Here is a 25808-nt window from a genome sequence, read left to right on the forward strand (position 1 = left end):
GTTCCAGACCGCGGCCTCGGGGCCGCCCTCATGAATATGGGTCAGAGAGCCCCAGTTTGCCAAGTATCTCCACCTCGAGCCGCTCCATGCGTGCCGCATCGGCCTCGGTTTCGTGATCGTGGCCGAGAAGATGCAGAATTCCGTGCACGATCAGATGCGTCGCGTGGTCGCCGAGCGGCTTGCCCGCCGCCGCCGCCTCGCGCGCGCAGGTATCGAAGGCGAGCGCCAGATCGCCGAGTTCCGGGTCGGCCGGGTCGGGGGCCGCCGGCGCGGCGCCGGGGCGCGCCGGGGCGCGGTCCTCCGACGGCCAACTCAGCACGTTGGTGGGCCGCGGCTTGGCCCGGAACGTCGCGTTCAGCTCCGCGATGCGCGCGTCGTCGCAGCCGAGCACCGCGATCTCCCACGAGGCCGGGTCGAGGCCGAGATGCGCGAGCGTCGCCGCCGCCGCGCGCGCGGCGCGCCCGGGCAGGTCGGCACCCTCCCAGCGCGGGTCCTCGACGAGCGTCTCGACGCCCGGCGCAGCCTCGGCCACCTCAGCCGGCGGCGTCGGCATCGTAGGCGTCGATGATCGCGGCGACGAGCGGGTGGCGCACCACGTCCTTCGCGGTGAAGTAGTTGAAGGAAATGCCCGGCACGCTCCCGAGGATGCGCTCGGCCTCGCGCAGGCCCGAGGCGACGCCGCGCGGCAGGTCCACCTGGCTGCGGTCGCCCGTGATGACCATCCGCGACCCCTCGCCGAGGCGGGTCAGGAACATCTTCATCTGCATCGAGGTGGCGTTCTGCGCCTCGTCGAGCACCACGAAGGCGTTCGACAGCGTCCTCCCCCGCATGAAGGCGAGCGGCGCGATCTCGATCGTCTTCTCCTCCATCAGCCGCGCGGCCTGCTTGGCGGGCAGGAAATCGTTCAGCGCGTCGTAGAGCGGCTGCATGTAGGGATCGACCTTCTCGCGCATGTCGCCGGGCAGGAAGCCGAGCCGCTCGCCCGCCTCGACCGCCGGGCGCGAGAGGATCACGCGGTCCACCCGCCCGGCGAGATACATCGAGACGCCCACCGCCACCGCGAGATAGGTCTTGCCGGTGCCCGCCGGGCCGATGCCGAAGGCGAGCTCATTGCGGAAGAGCGCGCCGACATAGGCGCGCTGCGCCTCGGTGCGCGGCTCCACGAGCTTCTTGCGGGTCTTGATCTCGACCGGGCCGGCGCCGAACATCTCCATCTGCCCGCCGGGCGCCTGGCCCGCGCGCAACTCGCGGTCCACGTCGGCGCGCTCGACGCTGCGGCCCTGTTCGAGCCGGCGGTAGAGCGATTCGAGCACCTCGACCGCCTCCTGCCGGGCCGCGTCCTCTCCGATCACGGCGAGCTGGTTGCCCCGGCGCATGATCTGGACGTGAAGCTTGGTCTCTATCTCCGCGAGATGGCGGTCGTGTTCGCCGCAGAGATCGATGAGGAGCCGGTTGTCGGGAAATTCGACGAGCGCCTCGGTCAGGGTGCCTGTGCTCACGCGGGTCTCCTCAGGCGGGGCTTTGGCGCAGGGTGCCAAGCGCCGCGCCGCGATGCAACACGGCCCGATGGCGCGCGGGGCCGCCCGGCGCTTTCCGGACGGCCCCGCGTCACGCCGGCGCGCCCGCCGCTCAGATCGCGTCCGGGATCGGCGAGCCCTCCTTGAACGGCCCGGTGGCCGTCTCCGGCGGCGCGACGCCCGAGCAGACGGGCTCCCCGTAGCGGTCGAGGCGGCGCGCCATGTATCCCTCGAACCCGTCGTCGGCGATCCAGTTGTCGCAGCCCTGCGGATCGACCCAGATGCCCCACTCGAGCTCCGAGAGGTTCTTGGAATCGATCCCGCGGTCGCGCGACTTGTCCGGGCCCGTGCTGCAGGCGGCGAGCGTGGCGGCCGCGGCGGCGAAAACGGCGAATCTGACGATTTTCATGACGCCCCCCTCAGCGCACGCACAGGATTTCGACGCGGCGATTCTGCGCCCGGCCCTCGGCGGTGGCGTTCGTGGCGCGCGGGCGGCGCTCGCCGTAGCCGCGCACGTCGATCACCCGCGCGCCGGTCTCCTGCGCGACCGCCGCGACCGCGTTCGCGCGGCGGAAGGACAGCCGCATGTTGTACTCGTCCGACGCGCGCGAGTCGGTGTGGCCGACGATGATGTAGCCGAAGGCCGTCGCCTGATCGAAGAACGCGCGCAGACGCTCGCGGCCCGCGGAGCCGATGTGGTGGCTGTCGGTGGCGAAGAACTGATCCGCGTTCATGGTGCCGCACACGTTGATCTCGCGGCAGACCGGCGTGCCGTCGGGATTGACGTTCGCCACGGCGTAGCCCTCGGCGCCGTCGTCCATCACCCAGACCTCGCAGCCGTCCGGCGTGATCGAGATGCCGGGCTCGTAGCGTTCGCCCTGCACCGTGCGGTCCTGCGTCGCGATCACCGGTGTCGCGCTCGCGGCCCGCATGTCGTGTGTCGTCCCGGCCGTCGCCCCCGGGGCTCCGACGCCGGCGCCTGTCAGCGCGACGGCGATCCCGGCGGCGACGGCGCGCAGCCGTCCGGCTCGTCTCCTGACCACGGACTCGTCCCCCTTTTCCCGATCGATCCGAACGATCGACGCCGCGCCGATCGTTCGACGTATAATCGAAAGTTTATCAAAGGCGCGGAGACTGTGAAGGAAAAACAGCCGACCTTCCCCCGCGCAGGGCGCGTGGAAACCGATTGTGCGCAAGGCGGAAACGGTCGCGGCGCTCAGTCCCCGACGAGCACGCCCGAGAGGGAGTTCGGATGGCTCTCGGTCACGCGCACGCGGCCGATGCTGCCCGCCTCGGCGCGCGGGTCCTCGACGTGGACGGCGTGCAGGTATTCGGACTTGCCCGCCATCTGCCCCGGGAAGCGCCCCGGCTTCTCGAAGAGGACCGAGACCTCGCGCCCGACCATCGCGTCCTGCACGGCGCGCTGCTGCCGCCCGAGGAGCGCCTGCAGCCGCTCGAGGCGGTCCTGCGCCTCGGCCGGGTCGACCTGCGCGCGCTCGGCCGCGGGCGTGCCGGGGCGGGGCGAGTACTTGAACGAGAAGGCGTAGCCGTAGTTCACCGCCTCCACGAGATCGAGGGTCGCGCGGAAGTCCTCCTCCGTCTCCTCCGGGAAGCCGACGATGAAATCGCCCGAGATCAGGATGTCGGGCCGCGCGGCGCGGATGCGCTCGATCAGGCGGATGTAGCTCTCGGCGGTGTGCTTGCGGTTCATCCGCTTGAGGATGCGGTCGCTGCCGGCCTGCACGGGCAGGTGCAGGTAGGGCATGAGCTTCGCGCAGTCGCCGTGCGCCGCGATCAGGTCGTCGTCCATGTCGTTGGGATGCGAGGTGGTGTAGCGGATGCGCTCCAGCCCCTCGACCTCGGCGAGCGCGCGCACCAGCCGCGCGAGCGACCATTCGCCCCCCTCCGGCCCCTCGCCGTGGTAGGCGTTGACGTTCTGCCCGAGCAGCGTGACCTCGCGCACCCCGCGCGCCACCAGATCGCGCGCCTCCGACAGGACGCGCGCGGCGGGGCGGCTGACCTCCGCGCCGCGGGTGTAGGGCACCACGCAGAAGGCGCAGAACTTGTCGCAGCCCTCCTGCACCGTCAAGAACGCGGTCGGCCCGCGCGTCGCCTTCGGGCGCTGCGGCAGGTGGTCGAACTTGTCCTCGGCCGGGAACTCCGTCTCGACGGCGCGGCCGCCCTCGCGCAGCTTCGCCTCGAGCGCGGGCAGGCGGTGGTAGCTTTGCGGCCCGATGACCAGATCGACCATCGGCTGCCGGCGCATCATCTCCTCGCCCTCGGCCTGCGCGACGCAGCCCGCGACGCCGATCTTGAGATCGGGGCGCGCGGCCTTCAGCGGCTTGAAGCGGCCGAGCTCGGAATAGACCTTCTCGGCGGCCTTCTCGCGGATGTGGCAGGTGTTGAGCAGGATCATGTCCGCGTCGTCGGGGCTGTCCGTGGCGACGTAGCCCGCCGGCGCGAGCGCCTCGGCCATGCGCTCGCTGTCGTAGACGTTCATCTGGCAGCCGTAGGTCCGGACGTAGAGTTTGCGCGGCTCGGTCATCTGGGGCTCCTGTTCGCCCTGCGTCTCTAGCGCGGACGGGGCCGCTCTTGCAATGTGGCGCGGGCTGGACGAGCGTCGCCGCCGGAGGGTCAGGGATGCACTACGACGGGCTGGAGGATTTCCTGCGCCGCGGCCGCGCGGCGCTGGCGCGGGGGCCGGTGGCGGTGGTCCTCGCCGAGGACGGCGCGGCGCTCGACACGACGCTGCGCCATCATCAGCAACTGGGCTTCCGCGCGGTTCTCTGCCTGATGCCGGACGCGCTCGCCCTCGCGCCCGACCTCGTCGAGAGCGTGCACCGCATCCGCCACGACCCCTGGGCGGAGGACGCGCTGACGCGCGCGGTGAACCGGCTGACCGACGCCGCGCCCGGCACCTGGTTCTTCTACTGCCACAACGCCGAGTTCCTCTTCTATCCCTTCTGCGAGACGCGCACGGTGGGCGAAATGCTTGCCTTTCACGCCGAGGAGCGGCGCGACGCGATGCTCACCTTCGTCGTGGACCTCTACGCGCCCGACCTCGCGGAGGCGCCGGACGCCGTCTCGCTCGATCACGCGATGCTGGACCGGACGGGCTACTACGCGCTCGCCCGGCTGGCCCCGGCGAACCACGGCCACCCGAAGGAGCGTCAGCTCGACTTCTTCGGCGGGCTGCGCTGGCGCTTCGAGGAGCACGTGCCCCCCGACCGGCGCAAGATCGACCGCGTGTCGCTCTTCCGGGCGAAACCGGGGCTCAGGCTGCGGGCCGATCACACCTTCTCGGACGAGGAATACAACACCTACGCCTGCCCTTGGCACAACAACCTGACGGCGGCGGTGGCGAGCTTCCGCACGGCGAAGGCGCTCGCCACGAACCCCGGCTCGCGGGACGCGATCCGGAGCTTTCGCTGGCGCAACTCGGTGCCCTTCGAGTGGCACTCCCGCCAGTTGCTGGATCTGGGACTGATGGAGCCGGGGCAGTGGTTCTGAGCGCGCCGCCCGGCGTCAGAGGTTCTCGATCTGCGGCATCCCCAGCACGTGAAAGCCGCCGTCGACATGCACGATCTCGCCGGTGGTGAAGGCCCCCGCGTCCGAGGCGAGCCAGACGGCGGTGCCGCCCACGGCCTCCAGCGTGGCGTTGGCGCGCAGGGGCGCGTTCGTCGCCGTGTGCTTGTAGGTGCGCCGCGCGCCGCCGATGGCCGCGCCGGCGAGCGTCTTCATCGGCCCCGGCGAGAGCGCGTTCACGCGGATGCCCTCGGGGCCGAGGTCGTTGGCGAGGTAGCGCGTCGCCGCCTCCAGCGCGGCCTTGGCGACGCCCATGACATTGTAGCTCGGCACGACGCGGTTGGAGCCCTGGTAGGTCAGCGTCATCAGCGCACCGCCGTTTTCCGCCATCAGCGGCTGCGCGCGCCGCGCCACGTCGATGAAGGAATAGGCGGAGATGTCCAGCGAGTGCTTGAAGTTGTCGCGGGTCGTGTTGATGAAGCGCCCCGTGAGCTCCGCCTTGTCGGAGTAGGCGATGGCGTGCACCACGAAATCGATCGTGGGCCAGCGCGCCGCGAGCGCCTCGAAGGCCGCGTCCATCGCCGCGTCGTCGGTTACGTCGCAATCCACGAGGAGGTCCGAGCCCACCGAGGCGGCGAGTGGCTCCACCCGCTTGCCGAAGGCCTCGCCCTGATAGGTGAAGGCGAGCTCCGCGCCCGCCGCGTGCATGGCCTGCGCGATGCCCCAGGCAATCGAGCGGTCGTTGGCGACGCCCATGATCAGACCGCGTTTGCCCGTAAGCTGCCCTGCCATCGCCCGTCCCTATCCGTGATACTTGCTCAGCAGCATCGCGCCGTTCGTGCCGCCGAAGCCGAAGCTGTTGGTCATGACCGTGTCGAGCGCGACGCCGTCCACCCGCTCCGTCGCGATCTCGCCTTGGGTGATTCCCTCGTCCAGCGTCTCGACGTTGATCGAGGGCGCGATGAAGTCGTGCTCCAGCATCAGGAGGCAATAGATCGCCTCCTGCGCGCCGGTGGCGCCCTGGCTGTGGCCGGTCATCGACTTGGTGGAGCTGATGGGCGGGGTGTTCCCCGCGCCCCAGATGCGGCGCACCGCCTCCACCTCGCCCACGTCGCCCACGGGCGTGGAGGTGCCGTGCGCGTTGATGTAGCCCACCTTGCGATCCTCCGGCAGCGTCTGCAGCGCGAGGCGCATGGCGCGCTCGCCGCCCTCGCCGCTGGGCGCCACCATGTCGTGGCCGTCGGAGGTCGCGCCGTAGCCCGTCACCTCGGCGTAGATCTTCGCGCCGCGGGCCTTCGCGCGCTCCAGATCCTCGAGCACGACGATGCCGCCGCCGCCCGAGATCACGAAGCCGTCGCGATCCGCGTCGAAGGCGCGGCTCGCGCGCTCGGGCGTGTCGTTGAACTTCGCGCTCATCGCGCCCATGGCGTCGAAGAGGCACGAGAGGGTCCAGTCGAGCTCCTCGCCGCCGCCGGCGAACATCAGGTCCTGCTTGCCCATCATGATCTGCTCGGCGGCGTTGCCGATGCAGTGGAGCGAGGTCGAGCAGGCCGAGGTGATCGAGTAGTTGATCCCCTTGATGCTGAAGGCCGTGGCGAGATTCGCGCTGATCGTCGAGGACATGCACTTCGGCACGGCGAAGGGACCGATGCGCTTCGGGCTGCCCTTCTCGAGCACCGTCTGATGCGCGGCGAGCATCGCGCTGGTCGAGGGGCCGCCGGAGCCCGCGACGAGGCCCGAGCGCTCGTTCACGATGTCGGCCTCCTCCAGCCCCGCGTCGGCGATCGCCTGTTGCATGGCGATGTGGGCGTAGGCCGCCCCCGGCCCCATGAAGCGCAGCGCGCGCTTGTCGACGTGTTCGCTCACGTCGATGTCGAGGGCACCGGCCACCTGGCTGCGGAAGCCGTGCTCCTTCATCTGCTCGTTGGCGGTGATGCCGGAGCGGCCCGCGCGCAGGGACGCGAGCACCTCGTCGGCGGTCGTCCCGATGGACGAGACGATGCCGAGCCCCGTGACGACGACGCGGCGCATTGGGGCGTCCTCCCTCAGTCGCTGAAAAGCCCGACCTTCATGTCGGTCGCGGTGTAGATTTCCTTGCCGTCGGCCAGCATCCGGCCGTTCGACAGCCCGAGCTTGAGCTTGCGGTCGATGACGCGGGTGAACTCGACGATGTAGGTCACCAGCGTCGTCGCCGGCGTCACCATGTCGGTGAACTTCACCTCGCCCACGCCGAGCGCGCGGCCCCGGCCCGGCATCCCGCGCCAGCCGAGGTTGAAGCCCGTGAGCTGCCACATCGCGTCGAGCCCGAGGCAGCCGGGCATCACCGGGTCGCCCGGGAAGTGGCACTGGAAGAACCAGAGGTCCGGCGTGATGTCGAGCTCGGCGACGACGTGGCCCTTGCCGTGCGCGCCGCCGTCGGCGGAGATCTCCGTCACGCGGTCCATCATCAGCATCGGCGGCTCGGGCAGCTGCGCGTTGCCGGGGCCGAAGAGCTCGCCCCGCGCGCACTGCAGCAGGCCTTCCTTGTCGAAGCTGGTCGGATGGTCCGCCATTCGGGCGCGCTCCTGCATCGTGGCCTGCGTGTCGGGCAGGCTCTAGCACCCGCCCGACAGGTCCCGCAAGTGCGCTCGCCCGCCGCGGGCGCGGTCACGCCGTCGCGGGTTTGACGTTGAAACCTGAGGGCCGCGCACTCTATATTCGGGGCATGGAGGAAAGGCCGACCGCGATGACCCCCGATGCGATGGACCGAGGCGGCGCGTGGCTGGCGCGCGCGGGCGTGCGCCCGACCCGGCAGCGGCTGACGCTCGCCGCGCTGCTCGTCGGCGACGGCGACAACCGGCACGTCACCGCCGAGAGCCTCTTCGCCGCCGTGCAGCAAAGCGGCGAGAAGGTGTCGCTCGCGACCGTCTACAACACCCTCCGCGCCTTCTGCGCCGCCGGCCTCATGAAAGAGATCACGGTGGACGGGTCGAAGAGCTACTTCGACACCAACACCCACGACCACCCGCATTTCTTCTGGGAGGACGACGGCCGCCTCTCGGACGCGCCCTCGGACGAGCTGGAGATTCGCCAGCTGCCGAGCGCGCCGGAGGGGGCCGAGATCTCCAAGGTCGACGTGGTGATCCGGCTGCGCCGCCGCTGAGGGCGGCGCCGGGACGCACCGGGCGCGGCTCCGTTTCATCAGCCCTTGCGAGGGGCACGCCCAAGCGGCGGGGCGCCCGCCCGCGCTGTCCGGCCCGGCCCGACCGCCCGCCTTGCGCGACCCCCCGGGGCCGTCCACCGCCCCGGGCGGCGCGCCCCTAGGGCGCCGCCGCCCCCGCCAGCGCGAGAAGCGGCTCGGGGTAGAGCCCGGGCAGCACGATCAGCGCCACCGCGACGGCGAGCGTGAGCCTGGCGCCGACCGACAGCGCGGGCGCGGGGGCGGTCTCCTCTCCCTCCGGCGCGGCGAGCGCCGCGATGCCGAAGCGCAGGTAATAGTAGAACGCCACCGCCGCGCCCACCGCCGCGGCGGCCAGGAGCGCCCAGGCCTCCGCCGCCGCGAGCGCGGAGAAGAGATAGACCTTGCCGATGAAGCCCACCGCCGGCGGCAGCCCGACCATCGACAGAAGCGCGAGGCCGAGGGCGAAACCGGCCAGCGGCTGGCGGCGCACCAGCCCGCGAAGCTCCGTCCGCGACACCCCGCCGAGCGCCGAGGCGACACAAAGCGCCGCGACGACCGCCGGCGCGTAGGCCGCGAGATAGACGAGCGTCGCCTCCCCCGCGAGCGGCCCGCCGGCGGCGAGGATCATGGCGAGATAGCCCGAATGCGCGATCGTCGAATAGCCCAGCATCCGTGCGAGGCTCTCCTGGCGGATCGCCACGATGTTGCCGAGGAGCGCCGCCGCCGCCCCCGCCGCGCCGAGGCCGAGCGCCCAGACCGCGCCGCCCGGCGCGACCTCAGCGAGGCGCAGGAGCGCGACGCCCGTGGCGACCTTGGAGAGCGCCCCGGCGAGCGCCGACGCCGAGGCCGGCGCGCCCGAGAAGAGGTCCGGCACCCACATGTGGAAGGGCGCGAGCGAGAACTTGAAGGCGAGCCCCGCCAGGAGGAGCGCCCCGCCCACCGCGGCGAGGCCGCCGCTCCCGCCCCAGTCGGCGAGCGCGAGCGAGCCGCTCCCCGCGAAGGCGAAGGCCGCGCCGAGCAGCAGCGTCGCCGCGCTGACGCCGCCCATGAGGAAGAGCTTGTAGCCCGCCTCGGCCGCCGGCGCGCTGCGCGGCATCAGGGTGAGCGCGACCATGGCGAGCGTCGTGATCTCGAGCCCGAGGATCAGCGCCGCGCCGTTCGTCGCCCCCGCGAGCGCCACGCCCCCGCTCGTGGCCAGCGCGACCAGCGCCGGCCCCTCGCGCGCGCCGTCCTCGTCGCGCACGAAGGCGAGGATGCCGAGCCCGGCGAGCAGCGCGAGCGCCGCCCCGAGCCGCGCCAGCGCGTCGTCGGCGAGGAGCGCGTAGGCCGGCGCGGGTGCCGCCCCGGCGCGCAGCGCGACGAGGGCGAGCGCCGCCGCCATCAGCGTCGCCGTCGTGCCACGGATCGCGCGCAGCGGCGCCACGGGCGCCATCGCCATCGCGGCGATCCCGGCGACCCCGGTCAGCGCCAGCGGCCCGAGCGAGAGAAGCGCCGCGCCCGTCATGGCTGCACGACGATCAGGGGCTGAAGCGCGGCCTCCACGGCCGTCCAGAGCCAGCCGATCAGGAGCTGCGGGAAGAGCCCGAAGACCAGCGCGCAGAGCCCGAGGATCGCGATCGGCCAGAGCTCGTAGCGGTGCAGGTCCGGCGCGTTCTCCACCGCCGGCTTCGGCGCGCCGAAGGCGATGCCGCCGATCAGCCGCGTGGCGTAGACCACAGAGACCACGAGCGAGACGAGCGCGATCGCGGCGAAGACCCAGTTGACCTGGAACATGCCGGTGATGACCAGCGCCTCGCCGAGGAAGTTCGCCGTCCCCGGCATGGCGAGCGCCGCGGCGAAGAAGAGCGCGAAGGAGGTGGCGAAGGCCGGCGCCGTCTTCTGCAGGCCGCCCAGCTCGCGCAGGTCGCGGGTGCCCGTGCGGTGCTGCAGCGCCCCGATCAGCAGGAAGAGCGCCGAGGAGGAGAAGGCGTGCGCGATCATCTCGACGCCCGCGCCGATCAGCGCGAAGTGCACCCCGCCGCAGACGCCCATCAGCACGATGCTCATGTGCGCGACCGAGGTGTAGGCCACGAGCCGCTTCGCGTCCGTCTGCCCGCAGGCGAGGATGCCGCCGTAGACCACCCCGAAGGCGCCGAGCGCCATGCCCCAGCCGGCGAGCGCCATGAGCGCGTCGGGAAAGAGCATCGGCGGAAAGCGGAAGAGCCCGTAGGCGCCCGTCTTGAGCAGAAGCCCGGCGAGCAGGATCGAGCCCGCCGTCGGCGCCTGCGTGTGCGCGTCGGGCAGCCAGGCGTGGAAGGGCGGCACCGGCAGCTTGACCATGAAGGCGAGCGCGAAGCCGAGCAGGAGCAGGATCTGCGCGGTCTCGGAATACTCCGTCTCGGCCAGCGCGAAGGCGTCGAAGGTCACCGGGTCCGAGGTGGCGCCCATCCAGAACACCGCCGCCAGCAGCCCGAGGCCCGCCACCGCGTTGAAGACGAGGAACTTGATCGCCGCCGCCTCGCGGTCGCCGTGGCCCCAGAGCGCGATCAGCAGGAAGGCCGGCACGATCATCAGCTCCCAGAAGAAGGCGAAGATCAGCAGGTCGAACGACAGGAACACCCCGTTCGCCGCCGCCACCGTCCAGCAGATCGCGGCGTGAAAGAGCGCCGAGCGATGCGTGACGTGCCACGAGATGAAGACCGAGATGATGCCGAGCCCCGAGGAGATCGCCAGCATCGCCGCCGTCAGCCCGTCCATCGCCAGCAGCACCTGGATGCCGAAGGAGGGCGCCCAGTCGGCCCGGTAGAAGGCGAGCCAGCGCCCGTCGTCGCCGAGGGCGACCCCCGCCGCGAGCGCCGCCAGCGTGGCCGCCATCGCCGCGATCGCCACCCAGCGCTCGCGGTCGCGGCCCGTTCGCGCCGCCAGAAGCGCGGCGAAGCCGCCGAAGAACGGAAGCAGTAGCTGCGCGATCAGCGCCATGTCATCCCCCATCCGATCAAGAGAAGCGCGGCGAGCCCGAGGGCCAGCGCCAGCGCGTAGTCGCGCACCCGGCCCGTCTGGAGCCGCCGCGCGCGTTCGGCGGCCCGCCCGATGCCGCGGGCGCCCTGCATCCAGGCCATGTCCATCCGGTCCGGCGAGAAGGGCAGCAGCAGGGCGCGCCAGACCCAGAGCCCGAGCACGACCGTCGCCTGTCCCACCGGGTCGGAGGTCGCGCCCTCCGGCTGCCGGGCGTGGCGCACCGCGCCCTCGAGCTCGCGCTCGACGCCCTCGGTCCCGCGCCCCGGCGCGACGACGCGGGTGACCCATTCGCCGCGCCCGCCCGAGAGGCGCCGCACGAACCGCCGGTAGGGCCGCACGAGAAGCGCGTAATAGCGCGCGTCCATCTGCAGCCCGGCGCGCAGACGCCGCGCCCGCGCCACGCGCCCGGCGAGCGCCGGCAGGAAGGTCACCGCGGCCGATCCCGCGATCCCGAGCAGCGCCGCCGCGGCCCCGGCGAGCTCGACCCAGAGCGCGGGATGCGGCGGGTGCCCGCCCAGAAGCTCGGTCAGCGGCTTCACGCCGAGCCCCCCGGCGAGCGCCAGCACGGCCAGCACCACGAGCGGCCCGACGGCGAGCCAGCTCTCGCGCCCGCGCGGCGTCTCGGTCTCAGGCGCGCGCAGCGCGGTGAAGACCGGGCGGAAGGCGTAGACCGCCGTCAGCGCCGCTGCGGTCAGCCCCACCGCCCAGACGCCGAGGCCGAGCCAGCCCGCCTCGAAGGCCGAGGCGAGGATCGCCTCCTTCGACCACCACCCGGCGGTGACGAGCGGCAGACCGGCGAGCGAGGCCGCCCCGGCGGCGAAGGCCGCGAAGGAGATCGGCGCGCGCCGCGCCGTGCCGCGCAGCGCCGCGATCGAGGTGCCGCCCGCGCCGGCGTGCGCGAGCACCCCCGAGGCCATGAAAAGAAGCGATTTGAAGAGCGCGTGCACGACGAAATGCGCCATCGCCACCGCCGGCACGCCGACGCCCACGGCGACGAGCATGTAGCCGATCTGGCTGATCGAGGAATAGGCGAGCAGCCGCTTCACGTCGGTCTGCGCCACCGCCGAGGCCGCCCCGAAGAGCGCGGTGACGACGCCCGCCACGGCCGTCGCCGCGGCGACGCTGTCGTTCGCCGCGAGCACCGGCGCGAAGCGCGCCAGCAGCACAGCGCCTGCGGCGACCATGGTGGCCGAGTGCAGAAGCGCCGAGACCGGCGTCGGCCCCGCCATCGCCGTGGGCAGCCACGTGTGGAAGGGAAACTGCGCCGACTTGCCCATCGCGCCCACGAGCAGGAGCGCCGCGATCAGCGGGCCGCGCGCGGTGTCGAGCGCCGCGCCCGCCGGGATCAGCTCGGCGAGGCGCACGGAGCCGGCCTCGAGGAACAGCAGCAGAAGCCCCGCGAGCAGCGCCGCGTCGGCGATGCGCGTGATGACGAAGGCCTTCTGCCCGGCCGCGAAGGCCCGCGGCGAGGTCATGTTGTAGGAGATCAGGAAGAAGGAGCAGAGCCCCATCAACTCCCAGCCGAGGAAGAAGGTGATCGAGTCGGCCGCGAGCACCATCGACAGCATGCCCGCCTGAAAGAGGTTCATCAGCGCGAAGAACCGCCGCAGGTCGGCGTTGCGCGCGCCCGACATGTAATCGAGCGCGTAGATCAGCACGCAGGCCGAGACGAAGGTCACCGTCAGCGCCGTCACCGCGCTCAGCGTGTCGAGCCCGACGGCCAGCGCGACCTCGTAGTTGCCGACGTGGAGCGTGAAGATCGGCGCGATCTGGTCGCCCCAGAACTTCGTGAGATGGGCGAGCGCCATCGGCGCCATCACCACGAGCGGCGCGCAGCCCGCCACCAGCGCCGCCGCGCGCACCGCGCGCCGGTCGAGCCGGTAGGGATCGAGCGCCAGCAGCACGAAGCCCGCGAGCGGCGGCGTCGGCACCAGAAGGAGAAGGTATGCCAGCATCGCTACCCCCTCAGCCGCCGCGCGGCGTCGGCGTCGCCGTCGCCCGCGTCACGGCGAAGCTGCAGGTAGATCGCCAGCCCGAGCGCCACCTCCGCCGCGGCGAGCGCCAGCACGATCAGGAACATCGCCGTGCCCTCGACCATGCCGTGATGCGCCCCCGCCGCCACGAAGGCGAGCGCCGGACCGGCCAGCATGATCTCGAGCGAAATGAGCTGCATCAGGATCGTGCGCCGCGCGAGTACGCCGAAAAGCCCCGCCGCGAAAAGCCCCGCCGCGATGGCGAGCAGGACGCTCACCCCCGTCATGGCCTGCCCCCTTTCTGCCGGCGGCGCAGGACGCGCACGCCGATCATCCCGGCGATCAGGAGGAGCGACAGGAGCTCCGTCACCACCGCCCAGTCGCCGAACATCAACCGCCCGAGCGCCGCCGCGCCCGCCGGCGCCGGCGCGCCTGCCCCCGCGCCGCCGAGGCGCAGGAGCATCGGCACCAGCGCGAGCGCCGCCACCGCCGCGGGCAGCTGCCAGGCGCCCGCGAAGAGCGCCCGCTCGCGCGCGCGGGCCGCCGCGCCCGCCTCCACCGTCATCACGACGAAGACGAAGACGGCCACCACCGCGCCCGCGTAGATCAGGAGCTGGATCGCCCCCGCGAAGGGCGCGGCGAGCGCGAAGAACGCCGCCGCCAGCGCCACGAGCGCGCCCAGCAGCAGGAGAAGCGCGTGCACGACCGAATCCCGCGTGACCGCGAGCGCCGCCGCGGCGAGGGCGAGCGCCCCCGCCCAGATCGCGATGGCCCAGCTCATGGCGTTAGGTCCTTCAGATCGACGGGCGCCGCCTCGTCCTCGGCCGCGCCCTTGTCCTTGCCGCCGATCGCCTTCCCGGCGACCGACCAGTAGCGATAGCCCTTCTGCTTGCCCTGACCCGCGATCAGCAGGTCGGCCTTGTCGTGAACGAGGCTCTCGCGCGCGTAGTCCGCGGTCTCGAAGTCGGGCGTCAGCTGGATCGCCTGCGTCGGGCAGGCCTCCTCGCAGAAGCCGCAGAAGATGCAGCGCGCGAAGTTGATGCGGAAGGTCTCGGGATACCAGCGCCCGTCGTCCGTCTCGCCCTTGACCACGTCGATGCAGTCCACCGGGCAGGCCGCCGCGCAGAGGTTGCAGGCCACGCAGCGCTCCTGCCCGTCCGGATCGCGGGTGAGCACGATGCGCGCGCGGTAGCGCGCCGGCAGCTCCGGTTTCACCTCCGGGTAGCCGGCGGTGTACTTGCGCGTCGCGAGCTTGGCGCCGATGCGCCCGAGGCTTTCGAGAATGCCCTTCATGCGCCCCCCTTCAGGACCACGACGGCCCCCGTCGCGAGCAGGTTCACCAGCGCGAGCGGCAGCGCGGCCTTCCACGCGAAGGCGACGAGCTGGTCGTAGCGCGGCCGCGGCAGCACCGCCCGGATCCAGATGAAGGCGAGCGCCAGCAGCCCCGTCTTGAGCCCGAACCACACCGGCGCCGGCAGCCACGGCCCGAGCCAGCCGCCGAGGAAAAGCGTCGTCGCCAGCGCCGCCACCAAGAGCACGGCAAGGTATTCGCCGAGAAAGAAGAGCGCGAAGCTCATGCCGGAGTATTCCGTCATGAAGCCCGCCACGAGGTCCTGCTCGCTCTCCTGCAGGTCGAAGGGCAGCCGGTGCGCCGCGGCGATCCCCGCGATGGCGAAGAGCGCCGCGCCCAGCGGCTGGAGCGCCACGAACCAGAGCCCCTCCTGCGCGGCGACGATCGCGCCGAGCTCGAGCGAGCCGGCGAGCATCACGACGCCCATCAGCGAGAGCCCGAAGAAGGCCTCGTAGGAGAGCATCTGCGCCGCCGCCCTGAGCCCGCCGAGCATGGCGTAGCGGTTGCGCGAGGCCCAGGCGCCGAGCACCATCGCGTAGACGGTGAGCGCCAGCATCGCGAGGATGAAGATCACGCCCACGTCGAGCGCGGCGAGCGTCCAGCCCGGCGCGACGGCGACCACCGCGAAGCCCGCGAGGACCGGCGTCGCTGCCAGCGCGGGCGCGATGCGGAAGGTCAGACGGTCGCCTCCCGGGGGCACCTCGTCGGCCTTGAACATCAGCTTCACCGTGTCGGCGATCCACTGGAAGAAGCCGAAGGGGCCGACGCGATTGGGGCCGAGCCGCTCCTGGAAGAAGCCGAGGCCGCGCCGCTCGACCCAAGTGAAGACGCCCGCCGCGACGAGAAGCGCCATGATCATGACGAGCGAGAGCCAGAGGGTGACGAGAACGCTCATGACGCCGCCTCCACCGTGACCGGGGCGCGCGCGCCGCGCGGCAGGACGCGCCCGACGGAGGCCGCGACGTGCCCGCGCGGAACGTCCCCGTCGAGCGTGAGCGCCACCGGCGCGGCGCCCGCCACCGCGACCGGCATGCCCGCGGCGAGCCCGCGCGCAGCCGCGTCCTCGGGGTGGAGCGCGACGACCGGCGCCGGGCAGCGATCGGCCAGACGCGCCGCGCGGCGGAAGAGCTCGTCGCCCGCGAAGGGATCGTCGAGGGCGAGCGGGATCAGCCCCGCGCCCGTCGCGGCGTCCTCGGGCACCGACGCCGTCTCCCGCGCGGGCGCGTCGACCCCTTGCAGCACGAAGGCGCCCGGGTCGCCCGCCTTGAGGGGCCCGCGCGGCCCGTCGGTCACGCGCGGCGCCGCGCTCGCGGAATGGAGGCCGGGCACGGCGTAGCCGGTGCGCAGCGCCGGCGGCGCGTCCGTCCCGTGCGCGCCCTCCATCGAGAAGGCGAGCGGCGCGTCGGTGTCCCGCGCCGGCGTGCCCTCCGGCACCCGCCCGGCGAGGTCGTGCGCCGTGCGCCCCGACATGCGCCAGGGCGCGCGCGCCACCTGCCCGAGCGGCAGGCGATGCGCGGCGTCGGGCGCGGCCGCCCGCGCGGGGGCGAGCTGCGGCAGATCGGCGGCCATCGCCGCCAGCATGTCGTCGAGCGTCTCCCACGCCGGGGCCGCGGCGCAGAGATCGCGGATCGCGCGCCAGCCGGCGGAGCGGCCGTTCGGGACGGCCGCGAAGCTGCGCTGCGCGCGGCCCTCGTGGTTGACGAAGGTGCCCGCCGCCTCGGACCAGTCCGCCACCGGCAGGACGATATCGGCGCGCCGGATTGTCTCGGTCTCGGCGCTGTCGAGCGCGACGACCGTCTCGGCGGCGGCGAAAAGCCGCTCGACGAGCTCGGCTTCGGCACGCTCGAAGAGGTCGGCCTCGGCGATGACGGCGGTCCGCGCCTGCCCCGCCTCCAGCGCGGCGACGGCGCCTTCGAGGCCGCCCGCGCCGGTCAGGGCGAGGCCGAGGCTGTTCGCCTCCGGCGGGAAGAGGGCGAGGCGCGCGCCGTCGCCCAGCGCCTCGGCGAGCGCCCCGGCGGCCTCCACGAGCGCGCCATCGGCGCCCACGACGATGAGCGGACGTTCCGCGCCGTGGAGCGCCCGGGCGATCCCGGCCGCCTCTTCGTCCGCCGCCGCGCCGCCCAGCGCCGCGGCGACGGCACGGCCGAGCGGGGCGATCTCCTCCGGCGCGCGGCGCAGCGCCCATGTCGCCACGTCGTCGAGCGCATCCGGCATCGGCGTGACGAGCGCGATGGGCGTCTTCCGCCCCTCGCCCGCCCCTCGCGCGGCGTTGTCGAGCCAGGCGGGCACGCCCTTCTCGGCGGCGAGCGCGTCGGCCGCGCCCCGCGCCGTCTGGCGCAGCGCGAGCGCCGCGCGCGGCGCGACGCCCGTGAGGTCCGCGCCCAGCACGAGCACGGCGTCGGCCTGCTCCATCTCCTTGAGCGAGGCGGCGCGCCCGGTGGCGAGCCACGCGGCCATGCGCCCGACCGCGCGCGCCTCGCGCTCCGGCACGGCGGCGAAGAACCGCTCCGGCCCCACCAGATGCCGGAGCGCCGCGTTGGTCTCGAGGCTCGCACGCGGCGAGCCGAGGCCCACCGCGCCCTGCGCCAGCGCCGCGCGCGCCGCGGCCGTGGCCTCGGCCACCGGCGCGGCCGTGCCGCCGACGCGCGCCGCGTCGAGCCTGTCCTCGGTCACGTGAAGCGTCCCGAAGCGGCCCCGGTCGCAGATGAAATGCCCGTTGATCGCCCCGTGATAGCGGTTCTGCACGCGCCGCACGCGCCCGTCGCGCTCGGCGGCGAAGAGGTTGCAGCCCACGGAACAGCCCGTGCAGATCACCGGCGTCGCGGCCATGTCCCACTTGCGCGCGTAGGTCTCCGACCAGCCCTTGTCGTTGAAGACGCCGGTCGGGCAGACTTCCGCGAGGTTGCCGGCGAAGGGGCTTTCGAGCGGCCCGTCCTCGTAGCGGCCGAAATAGACCCGGTCGTGCGCGCCGAAGACGTCGAGATCGCGGCCGCCCGCATAGCCCCGGTAGAACCGCGTGCAGCGGTAGCAGGCGATGCAGCGGTTCATCTCGTGCGTCAGCAGCGGCCCGAGGTCCTGATTGCGGTGGGTGCGCTTGGTGAAGCGGTAGCGGCGGCGGTGGTGGCCGGTCGCCACGGTCATGTCCTGCAGGTGGCAGGCGCCGCCTTCCTCGCAGACGGCGCAGTCGTGCGGGTGGTTGACCATCAGCCACTCGATCACGCGGGCGCGCATCTCGTAGGCCTCGGGATCGGCCAGTTCGACGCGCTGGCCCTCGGCCACCGGCGTCATGCAGGCCATCTCGATCCGGCCCGTCGTATCCTCCGCCCCGTCGTGGACGCGCACCGCGCAAAGGCGGCAGGCGCCCACCGAGCCGAGCGCGGCGTGCCAGCAGAAATGCGGCACGTCCACACCGAGGCCGAGGGACGCCGAGAGCAGGTCCTGCCCCGCCTCCACCTCGCGCTCGATGCCGTCGATGGTCAGGCGCACCTTGCTCATGCCGCCGCCCTCCCGTGGTCGCGGGCGATCGGGCAGCAGCCCTCGCGCACATGCGCCTCGAAGAGGTCGCGGAAGCGGGCGAGGCCGGTGCCCAGCGGGCTCATCGCGCCGCCCATCAGGTCGCAGAAGCTGCGGCCGCGCGGGCCGGCGACCTCCACCGTCATCTGCAGCACGTCGAGATCCTCCATCCGCGCGCGCCCGGCCTCGAGGTCGGCCATGATCTTCGCCACCCAGGGCAGCCCGTCGCGGCAGGGCGTGCACCAGCCGCAGCTTTCGCGGGCGTAGAAGGCCATGTGCCGCGCGATCACGCCGACCGGGCAGGCCGTCTCGTCCAGAACGATCATCGTGCCGGTGCCGAACATGCTGCCCGCCTGCGCCACGTGGCCGAAGTCGAGCGGCAGATCGAGCGCGTCCGGTTCGAGAAACCCGCTCGCGCCCCCGCCGGGCTGGAAGCACCTGAGCCGCCCGTTGCCCGAGACGCCGCCGGCGCGCGCGATCAGCTCGCGCGCCGTGGTGCCCATCGGCGCCTCGATCACCTGCGGGCGGTGCACCCGGCCGGAGACGGCGAAGACCTTGGTGCCGCCCTCATTGGTGCGCGACAGCGACTGGAACCACTGCGGGCCGTTCGCCACGATCGGCCCGACGCAGGAGACCGTCTCGACGTTGTTCACCGTCGTCGGCCGCCCCCAGAGCCCCGACTGCGCCGGAAACGGCGGGCGCTTGCGCGGGACGGCGCGCTTGCCCTCCAGCGCCTCGATCAGCGCGGTTTCCTCGCCTACGATGTAGCGCCCGGCGGAGGGGTGGACCCACATCTTCAGGTCGCGCCCGGTGCCGAGCACGTCGCGGCCGAGGTAGCCCGCCTCCTCCGCCTCCGCGATGGCGCGCGAGACGTTGCGGATCGCGTCGCGGTAGGCGTCGCGGATAAGGATCACGACCTCGTCGCAATGGGTGGCGTAGGCGGCGAGGATCGCGCCCTCGATCAACTGGTGCGGCAGCGCCTCCAAGAGGATGCGGTCCTTGAAGGCGCCCGGCTCCATCTCGTCGCCGTTGACGATGAAGTAGCTCGGGCCGTCGCCGGGCGCCGCGCCGCGCTTCGGCATGAAGCGCCACTTCTTCGCCGCCGGAAAGCCCGCGCCGCCGCGCCCGTTGAGCGCGGCCTCGTCCACCATGTCGAGCACGCGCTCGGGCGAAAGCTCCCTGAGCCCGCGCTCCACGGCCTCGTAGCCTCCAAGGGCCTTCCATTCCTCCAGCGTGTGCGGCCTCCGGTCGGGGCGCGCACGGCCCGTGAGCGGCTTCTCCGTCATCGCGCGTCCTCCCCGAAGAGCGTGTCCAGATCGTCGGGCGAGAGCGGGCCGACGAGCTTCCGGTCGCGCCCGATCACCGCGGCGGGTGCGTGGTCGCAGCCGCCGACGCAGCAGATGTTGACGAGGGTGTATTGCCCGTCCGGCGTCGTTTGGCCGAAGCCGATGCCGAGCCGCTCCATCACGCGGTCGCGCACGGCCTCGCCCCCGTTCAGCCAGCAGGACGCACCGTCGCAGAGCAGGATCAGTTTCTCGCCCACCGGCTGGCGGAAGATCAGCGAGAAGAAGGTCGCGACGTCCTCCATCTCGGCGGTGGTGACGCCGAGGGTGGCCGCGGCCTCCTCCAGGTGGGCGTCGGAGACCCAGCCGTGCTCCAGCTGGATCAGGCGCAGGCTCTCGACCATGGCCGCGCGCGGGCCGCCGTGGTGATCGCGGGCCTCCTCGATGGCGGCTATCAGCTCGCTGGACAGGCTCATTTGTCGACATCCGACATGACGTGGTCGATCGAGGCGAGGTACATGATGAAATCCGCGACGGTCATGCCCGGCGCGACCTCGGCGATCGGCTGGAGATTGGCGAAGGAGGGCGTGCGGATGCGGGTGCGGTAGGACCCGCCCTCGCCGTCCGAGACGATGGAATACTGCGTGAAGCCGCGCGCCGACTCGACCTGCCCCGTCGCCTCGCCCGCGGGCACCCGCGTGCCCCAGCCGGTGCCGACGAAGTGATGGATCAGCGTCTCGATGTCGTGCAGCGTGCGCTCGCGCGGCGGCGGGAACGCGAGCGGGTGGTCCGCCTTGATCGGCCCCTCCGGCATCCGCTCGAGGCACTGGCGGATGATCCGCAGCGACTGGCGCATCTCCTCGACGCGCACGCGCGTGCGGGCGTAGATGTCGCCCGCCTCCTCGACCGGCACGTCGAACTCGTATTTCTCGTAGCCCGAGTAGGGCCGCAGCTTGCGCATGTCCCACGGCATCCCCGCGGCGCGCAGGTGCGGGCCGGTCGCGGACCACTTGAGGCAGGTCCCGGCGTCGTAGACGGCGACGCCCCGCGTCCGGGCCTGAAAGAGCTCGGAGCGCATGACCATGCCCTCGTACTGGTCGAGCCGCTTCGGCATCCAGTCGAGGAAGTCGCGCACCAGCCCGTCCCAGCCCGTGGGCAGGTCCATCGCCACGCCGCCGATGCGGAAGAAGGCCGGGTGCATCCGCGCGCCGGTGATCGCCTCGATCACCTTGTAGGCCTTCTCGCGGTCCACGAACATGTAGAAGATCGGGGACATCGCGCCGGTGTCCTGCGCGAGCGTGCCGTAGAACAGAAGATGCGAGGTAATGCGGAAGAACTCCGACAGCATCACCCGGATGCACTGCGCGCGCTCGGGCACCTCGATGCCGCAGAGTTTCTCTACGGCCAGCAGATACGGCATCTCGGAGATGACGCCGCCGAGGTAGTCGATCCGGTCGGTGTAGGGGATGAAGCCGTGCCAGGTCTGGCGCTCGGCCATCTTCTCGGCCCCGCGGTGGTGGTAGCCGAGATCGGGCCAGGCCCAGACGATCTCCTCCCCGTCGAGGCCGAGCACGATGCGGAACACCCCGTGCGTCGAGGGGTGGTGCGGGCCGAGGTTGAGCGTCATGAGCTCCACCCCGTCGCGCTCCGTCGGCAGGCCGAGCTCGGCGGGGTCGATGGTGTTCGCCGCCTCGGTCTCCGCGAAGCTCTCGGGCGTCATGCGGAAGGGCGGCGTCTCCGTCGCGCGGGCGTGGTGCGACTTGCGCAGCGGGTGCCCGTCCCAGTCGTTCGGCATGTAGATGCGCCGCAGGGTCGGGTGCCCCTCGAACCGCACGCCGTACATGTCGAAGGCTTCGCGCTCGTACCAGTTCGCGCCGGGATAGACCGGCGTGACCGAGGGCGCGACAGGCGCGGCCGCGTCGCAGGCGAGCTTGAGGCGCACGTCGGCGTTGCGCTCGGGCGAGATCAGGTGGCTCGCCACCGTCACGCCCGAGGCGGGCTGCCCGGCGCGGTGGTGGCGCGCCGTCTCGTCGATGCCCCAGAGATCGGCGAGCAGCGTGAAGGGCCGCTCCATCCCGCGCAGGACGCGGTGCGCCTCGACCCAGTCCCCGGGCGCGATCCAGAGGACGGGGACCCCCTCGCCGGTCTCCTGTTCGGCGATCACGCGCGGCCCGAGCGCTTGCCGCACCGCGGCGGCGGTCTCGGGCGCAGCATCGGGCGCAGCATCGGGCGCGGCGAGACGCGGGGGGGACTGCATCTCGGTCATGGCGCCTCCGGATCGTCGAGATCGCGGACGGACATGCGCGCGTCGTGCAGCCGGTCCTTGCGCGGCTCGGGCTCGAAGCGCGGGGCCGGACCGCCGCCCATCGTGATGCCGAGCGGGCGGCTCTCGGTGCCCACCTTCTGTTGCAAGAGGAGCATCGCGTCGAGCACCTGATCGGGCCGCGGCGGGCAGCCGGGGATGTAGACATCCACCGGCAGGAAGGAATCGACCCCCTGCACCACGGAATAGATGTCGTACATGCCGCCCGAGTTCGCGCAGGCGCCCATCGAGATCACCCAGCGCGGCGGCTGCATCTGCTCGTAGAGCCGCTTGAGCGGCGCGGCCATCTTCAGGAACACGGTGCCCGAGACGATCAGCAGGTCGGCCTGCCGGGGCGTGGAGCGGATGACCTCCGCGCCGAAGCGCGCCTGATCGTAGACCGGCGTCAGCGCGCTCGCCATCTCGACGTAGCAGCACGACAGGCCGAAGTTGAACGGCCAGAAGCTGTTCTTGCGCGACCAGGCCACCAGATCGTCGAGCCGCGCGAAGAGTTGCCCGGCGGCCATGCCGACGCCCGGCGGCGGGGCGTTGCGGGGATCCTCGGTCATGCCGCGCCTCCTCTGCTTTTCGCGCCCACGTCGAGCGCCCCGTCCGCCCAGAGGTAGAAGAGCGCCGCGAGCAGGACGGCGATGAACACCCCCGCCGAGACGAGCCCCGCGAGCCCGGCCGCCGGCGCCGACATCGCCCATGTGAAGAGGACCGCCGCCTCGAAATCGAAGATCACGAAGAAGGCGGCGATCTGGAAATACGACGCCGGGACCGGCGCCACCGCGGCGCCGGCGGCGGGCGCGCCGCTCTCGTAGATGCCGAAGGCGCCGACGGCGCCGCCCGGCGCGCGCAGCACGCGAGCGAGCAGCAGCGCCACCGCCACAGTGACCGCCGCGGCGGCCGCGTGCACCGCGAGCGCCAGCCTCGGATCGAGCGGGATGAAAGCCTCTGGCACGGCGCCTCCGGTGTCGGTTGTGGCGCGACCGGACCGCCTGTCGGACTGCCGGGGGCCGGGCGCTCTGCCGGCATGTCACGCCCCCGGATGCCCAACTTTGAGGCAGATCAAATGACTGAACGTAAAGGGTTTTGTATTCCTTTGCATACCGAATGGCTGCCCCTGCGTCACCTCTGGCCGCGCGGCCGCCACGGCGAAGGTGCACGGTCAATACAGCAAGGCGCGCGTGCGGTGCGGTGGCCGGGCGGGGGCCGGGGGCGCGCGCCGCTCGCGGCGAAAGCGCGCCGACCGGCCCTGCGACGAGCCGCCACCCCCCGGCCGACGCGGCGCGGCGCGCGCGGGGCGATCCCGGGCGACTCAGCCCTCGCCGCGCGGGTCCAGAAGGCGGGCGAGAATGCTCTCGGCGCTGACGCGGCCGATCACCCGGCCGTCGCGCGCCACGGCCACCGGCCCGCCGGCGCGCTGCACCGCGTCCATCGCCGCGCGCACCGGCGCCTCGGGGGCGAGCGGCGCGGCGCCCTCCACGGCGGCGCCCTGCTCCATGACGTCCGCCGCCGAGAGCACGCCGAGCGGGTTCATGTGCGCCACGAAGTCCGCGACGTAGTCGGTGCGCGGGTTGGTGAAGATGTCCTGCGGCGGCCCGGCCTGCACGACGCGTCCGCCCTCCATGATGGCGATGTGATCGCCCAGCTTGAACGCCTCGTCGAGATCGTGGGACACGAAGACGATCGTGCGCCTGAGCCGTTCCTGAAGCTCCAGAAGCTCGTCCTGAAGCCGCGTGCGGATCAGCGGGTCGAGCGCCGAGAAGGGCTCGTCCATCAGGAGAATCGGCGCGTCGGTGGCGAAGGCGCGGGCGAGGCCCACCCGCTGCTGCATGCCCCCCGACAGCTCGGCGACGCGGCGCTCGCCCCAGTCGGCGAGGCCGACGAGCTCGAGCTGGCGGTCGACGCGCTCCCGCCGCTCGGCGCGCGGCAGCCCGGCGAGCTCGAGCCCGAGGCCCACGTTCTCGCGCACGCTGCGCCAGGGCAGCAGGCCGAACTGCTGAAAGACCATGGCGACGTGGCGCTGGCGCATCCGGCGCAGCGTCGCGGCGTCGGCGGCGGTGATGTCGACCATCGCCTCCCCGTCGCTCACGCGCACCGCGCCCCGCGTCACCGGGTTGAGCCCGTTGACCGCGCGCAGGAGCGTGGACTTGCCCGAACCCGACAGCCCCATGAGCACGAGGATCTGGCCCTCCTCCACGGCGAGCGAGCAGTCGTGCACGCCGAGCACCTGCCCGGTCTCGGCCTGGATCTCGCCGCGCGCGCGGCCGGCGTCCATCAGCGGCAGCGCGCGCTCCGGCGCCGGGCCGAAGACGATCGAGACCCGGTCGAATTCCACCGCGCGGCTCATTTGCGGTCCGCCCGGAGCATCCGGTCGAGCACGATGGCGACCACCACGATGATGAAGCCCGACTCGAAGCCGAGCGAGGTGTTGACCTGGTTGAGCGCGCGCACCACCGGCACGCCGAGCCCGTCGGCCCCCACCAGCGCCGCGATCACCACCATCGAGAGCGACAGCATGATGGTCTGGTTGAGCCCGGTCATGATCTGCGGCAGCGCGTAGGGCAGCTCGACCTTCCAGAGCGTCTGGCGCGGCGAGGCGCCGAAGGCCTCCGCCGCCTCCAGAAGCGGCTTCGGCGTCGAGGAGACGCCCAGATGCGTCAGCCGGATCGGCGCGGGCAGCACGAAGATCACCGTGGCGATCAGGCCGGGAACCATGCCGATGCCGAAGAACACGATGGCCGGGATCAGGTAGACGAAGGGCGGCAGCGTCTGCATCAGGTCGAGCACCGGGCGCATCGCCGCGTAGAGCCGCGGGCGGTGCGCCGCCGCGATGCCGATGGGCACGCCCACGGCCATGCAGACGAGACAGGCCGACAAGACGAGCGTGACGCTTTCCAGCGTCTCCTCCCAGTAGCCCTGGTTGAGGATGAAGAGAAAGCCGAGCGCGACCGCGCCCGCGATCTTCCAGCTGCGCTGCAGCGCGTAGGTCACCGCGACGAACCCCGCCACCACGATCAGCGGATGCGGCGTGGTGAGCGCCCAGAGGATCGCCTCGATCAGCGCGTCGAGCGCGTCGGCGAGCCCGTCGAAGAACCAGTCCCCGTTGGCCTGCAGCCAGTCGAAGAAATCGCCCGCGGCCTTGCCCACGGGGATCTTGTTGTCCGTCAGCCAGTCCAAGAGCCCCTCCCGTGCCGGATCGGATCAGGGGGCGGGCGGCCGCGCGGGCCGCCCGCGCGTGGCTCAGAGGCCCAGATCGGCGCGCAGCGCCGCGGCGGCGTCGCCGCCCTCGCGGGTCTCGACGCCCTCGACCCAGCTCATGACGAGGTCGGGGTTCGCGGCCATCCAGGCGCGGGCCGCCTCGGCCGGCTCGGCGCCGTCGTCGAGGATCGCGCCCATGATCTCGTTCTCCATCGCGAGCGAGAACTCGAGGTTCTCGAGGAACCGACCCACGTTCGGGCATTCCTCGGCGTAGCCCGCGCGCACGTTGGTGTAGACCGTCGCGCCGCCGAGGTTCGGGCCGAACCAGTCGTCCCCGCCGGTGAGATAGGTCAGGTCGAAGTTCGCGTTCATCGGGTGCGGCTCCCAGCCGAGGAACACGATCGGCTCGTCCGAGTTGGAGGCCCGGCGCACCTGCGCGAGCATCCCCTGCTCGGAGCTCTCCACGATGTCGAAGTCGCCGAGGCCGAAGGCGTCCGCCTCGATCATCTCCATGATCAGGCGGTTGCCGTCGTTGCCGGGCTCGATGCCGTAGATCTCGGCGTCGAGCGCCTCGGCGTGCTCGGCGATGGCGCCGAAGCTGTCGATGCCGAGCGCGGCGCCGGCGGCGTTGGTGGCGAGCGTGTACTTCGCGCCCTCGAGGTTCGCGCGCACCGTCTCGACCGTGCCGTCCTCGCGGTAGGGGGCGATGTCGTTCTCCATCGTCGGCATCCAGTTGCCGAGGAACACGTCCACGTCGCCCTCGGAAAGCGAGATGTAGGTCACCGGCACCGACAGCACCTTGGTCTCGGTGTCGTAGCCGAGCGCCTGCAGCACCTCGGTCGTCGCGGCGGTGGTGGCGGTGATGTCGGTCCAGCCGACGTCAGAGAAGACGACGGTCTCGCACTCGGCCAGCGCCGGGCCGGCGGCGGCCGTGACGGCGAGGGCGGAAAGGGTCGTTCGCAGGGTCATGTTCGCATCTC

Annotated in this window: 26 protein-coding genes; 2 read left to right on the top strand and 24 right to left on the bottom strand. The window is 72.5% G+C overall.

Annotation, left to right across the window (positions count from 1 at the left end; translation table 11 throughout):
• Positions 1-28: 28 nt before the first annotated feature.
• The 5 genes from ybeY to miaB form a co-directional block, all read right to left on the bottom strand.
• The gene (gene ybeY, locus DRV84_RS03785) at positions 29-553 is read right to left on the bottom strand and encodes an rRNA maturation RNase YbeY (protein WP_115978545.1); all 525 of its coding nucleotides are present in this window, start codon (positions 551-553) and stop codon (positions 29-31) included.
• Complete coding sequence (locus tag DRV84_RS03790; RefSeq protein WP_115978546.1) at positions 534-1499, bottom strand: PhoH family protein; 966 nt, start codon at positions 1497-1499, stop codon at positions 534-536. The genes ybeY and DRV84_RS03790 overlap by 20 nt, the downstream gene beginning before the upstream one ends.
• 130 nt (positions 1500-1629) lie before the next feature.
• Complete coding sequence (locus tag DRV84_RS03795; protein ID WP_115978547.1) at positions 1630-1926, bottom strand: hypothetical protein; 297 nt, start codon at positions 1924-1926, stop codon at positions 1630-1632.
• A gap of 10 nt (positions 1927-1936) precedes the next feature.
• On the bottom strand, positions 1937-2449 hold the full coding sequence (locus tag DRV84_RS03800; protein WP_115978548.1) for an OmpA family protein: 513 nt from the start codon (positions 2447-2449) through the stop codon (positions 1937-1939).
• A 284-nt stretch (positions 2450-2733) separates the two neighbouring features.
• The gene (miaB, locus tag DRV84_RS03805) at positions 2734-4062 is read right to left on the bottom strand and encodes a tRNA (N6-isopentenyl adenosine(37)-C2)-methylthiotransferase MiaB (RefSeq protein WP_115978549.1); all 1329 of its coding nucleotides are present in this window, start codon (positions 4060-4062) and stop codon (positions 2734-2736) included.
• 95 nt (positions 4063-4157) lie between these two features.
• Here miaB and DRV84_RS03810 point away from each other — a divergent pair, with 95 nt between their 5' ends.
• Positions 4158-5027, top strand: coding sequence for a glycosyltransferase family 2 protein (locus DRV84_RS03810; RefSeq protein ID WP_115978550.1), 870 nt, complete (start codon positions 4158-4160; stop codon positions 5025-5027).
• Positions 5028-5042: 15 nt separating this feature from the next.
• Here DRV84_RS03810 and DRV84_RS03815 read toward each other — a convergent pair whose 3' ends face one another.
• Genes DRV84_RS03815 through fabA form a run of 3 tightly spaced genes read right to left on the bottom strand, consistent with a single transcriptional unit; the run spans position 5043 to position 7594 of the window.
• Entirely contained in the window at positions 5043-5834 is a 792-nt protein-coding gene (locus DRV84_RS03815; protein WP_115978551.1) for an enoyl-ACP reductase FabI, read from the bottom strand.
• Between the two features lie 9 nt (positions 5835-5843).
• Positions 5844-7073 carry a beta-ketoacyl-ACP synthase I gene (gene fabB, locus DRV84_RS03820; protein ID WP_115978552.1) on the bottom strand — a complete coding sequence of 410 codons (1230 nt, stop codon included), beginning with the start codon at positions 7071-7073 and terminating at the stop codon, positions 5844-5846.
• Between the two features lie 14 nt (positions 7074-7087).
• Positions 7088-7594 carry a bifunctional 3-hydroxydecanoyl-ACP dehydratase/trans-2-decenoyl-ACP isomerase gene (gene fabA / locus DRV84_RS03825; RefSeq protein WP_115978553.1) on the bottom strand — a complete coding sequence of 169 codons (507 nt, stop codon included), beginning with the start codon at positions 7592-7594 and terminating at the stop codon, positions 7088-7090.
• A 173-nt stretch (positions 7595-7767) separates the two neighbouring features.
• Between fabA and irrA the strand changes: the two genes are divergently transcribed.
• On the top strand, positions 7768-8184 hold the full coding sequence (gene irrA / locus DRV84_RS03830; protein ID WP_115978554.1) for an iron response transcriptional regulator IrrA: 417 nt from the start codon (positions 7768-7770) through the stop codon (positions 8182-8184).
• A 157-nt stretch (positions 8185-8341) separates the two neighbouring features.
• On the opposite strand, the gene DRV84_RS03835 is transcribed toward irrA, so the two are convergent.
• From DRV84_RS03835 to choX, 16 genes are all read right to left on the bottom strand, one after another.
• Positions 8342-9706, bottom strand: coding sequence for an NADH-quinone oxidoreductase subunit N (locus tag DRV84_RS03835; RefSeq protein WP_115978555.1), 1365 nt, complete (start codon positions 9704-9706; stop codon positions 8342-8344).
• On the bottom strand, positions 9703-11172 hold the full coding sequence (locus tag DRV84_RS03840; RefSeq protein WP_205026721.1) for a complex I subunit 4 family protein: 1470 nt from the start codon (positions 11170-11172) through the stop codon (positions 9703-9705). Before DRV84_RS03840 ends, DRV84_RS03835 begins: the two co-directional genes overlap by 4 nt.
• Complete coding sequence (locus DRV84_RS03845) at positions 11151-13154, bottom strand: NADH-quinone oxidoreductase subunit 5 family protein (protein ID WP_115978557.1); 2004 nt, start codon at positions 13152-13154, stop codon at positions 11151-11153. The genes DRV84_RS03840 and DRV84_RS03845 overlap by 22 nt, the downstream gene beginning before the upstream one ends.
• Before the next feature lie 2 nt (positions 13155-13156).
• Positions 13157-13459 carry an NADH-quinone oxidoreductase subunit NuoK gene (nuoK, locus tag DRV84_RS03850; protein ID WP_115978558.1) on the bottom strand — a complete coding sequence of 101 codons (303 nt, stop codon included), beginning with the start codon at positions 13457-13459 and terminating at the stop codon, positions 13157-13159.
• Positions 13456-13953: an NADH-quinone oxidoreductase subunit J gene (locus DRV84_RS03855; RefSeq protein ID WP_115978559.1), complete on the bottom strand. Its 498-nt coding sequence runs from the start codon at positions 13951-13953 to the stop codon at positions 13456-13458. The genes nuoK and DRV84_RS03855 overlap by 4 nt, the downstream gene beginning before the upstream one ends.
• Positions 13950-14465, bottom strand: a complete 516-nt coding sequence (gene nuoI, locus DRV84_RS03860; protein ID WP_115978560.1) for an NADH-quinone oxidoreductase subunit NuoI — start codon at positions 14463-14465, stop codon at positions 13950-13952. The genes DRV84_RS03855 and nuoI overlap by 4 nt, the downstream gene beginning before the upstream one ends.
• The gene (gene nuoH / locus DRV84_RS03865) at positions 14462-15418 is read right to left on the bottom strand and encodes an NADH-quinone oxidoreductase subunit NuoH (RefSeq protein WP_115978561.1); all 957 of its coding nucleotides are present in this window, start codon (positions 15416-15418) and stop codon (positions 14462-14464) included. The genes nuoI and nuoH overlap by 4 nt, the downstream gene beginning before the upstream one ends.
• Entirely contained in the window at positions 15415-18018 is a 2604-nt protein-coding gene (gene nuoG / locus DRV84_RS03870) for an NADH-quinone oxidoreductase subunit NuoG (protein ID WP_115978562.1), read from the bottom strand. Before nuoG ends, nuoH begins: the two co-directional genes overlap by 4 nt.
• A complete protein-coding gene (locus DRV84_RS03875; RefSeq protein WP_115978563.1) occupies positions 18015-19322 on the bottom strand; it encodes a complex I 51 kDa subunit family protein in 1308 nt (435 codons plus the stop codon). Before DRV84_RS03875 ends, nuoG begins: the two co-directional genes overlap by 4 nt.
• On the bottom strand, positions 19319-19795 hold the full coding sequence (gene nuoE / locus DRV84_RS03880) for an NADH-quinone oxidoreductase subunit NuoE (protein WP_115978564.1): 477 nt from the start codon (positions 19793-19795) through the stop codon (positions 19319-19321). The genes DRV84_RS03875 and nuoE overlap by 4 nt, the downstream gene beginning before the upstream one ends.
• Entirely contained in the window at positions 19792-21576 is a 1785-nt protein-coding gene (gene nuoC / locus DRV84_RS03885; protein WP_115978711.1) for an NADH-quinone oxidoreductase subunit C/D, read from the bottom strand. The genes nuoE and nuoC overlap by 4 nt, the downstream gene beginning before the upstream one ends.
• Before the next feature lie 5 nt (positions 21577-21581).
• Positions 21582-22190 carry an NADH-quinone oxidoreductase subunit B gene (locus tag DRV84_RS03890; protein WP_115978565.1) on the bottom strand — a complete coding sequence of 203 codons (609 nt, stop codon included), beginning with the start codon at positions 22188-22190 and terminating at the stop codon, positions 21582-21584.
• Positions 22187-22585, bottom strand: coding sequence for an NADH-quinone oxidoreductase subunit A (locus tag DRV84_RS03895; protein ID WP_115978566.1), 399 nt, complete (start codon positions 22583-22585; stop codon positions 22187-22189). The genes DRV84_RS03890 and DRV84_RS03895 overlap by 4 nt, the downstream gene beginning before the upstream one ends.
• 357 nt (positions 22586-22942) lie before the next feature.
• A complete protein-coding gene (gene choV, locus DRV84_RS03900; RefSeq protein ID WP_115978567.1) occupies positions 22943-23977 on the bottom strand; it encodes a choline ABC transporter ATP-binding protein in 1035 nt (344 codons plus the stop codon).
• Positions 23974-24807 (bottom strand): choline ABC transporter permease subunit, encoded by an 834-nt coding sequence (gene choW / locus DRV84_RS03905; protein ID WP_115978568.1) that lies wholly within the window; start codon positions 24805-24807, stop codon positions 23974-23976. The genes choV and choW overlap by 4 nt, the downstream gene beginning before the upstream one ends.
• A 63-nt stretch (positions 24808-24870) precedes the next feature.
• Positions 24871-25797 (bottom strand): choline ABC transporter substrate-binding protein, encoded by a 927-nt coding sequence (gene choX / locus DRV84_RS03910; protein WP_115978569.1) that lies wholly within the window; start codon positions 25795-25797, stop codon positions 24871-24873.
• Positions 25798-25808 lie beyond the last annotated feature (11 nt).

This window comes from Rhodosalinus sediminis (assembly GCF_003385555.1).
GTDB lineage: Bacteria > Pseudomonadota > Alphaproteobacteria > Rhodobacterales > Rhodobacteraceae > Rhodosalinus > Rhodosalinus sediminis.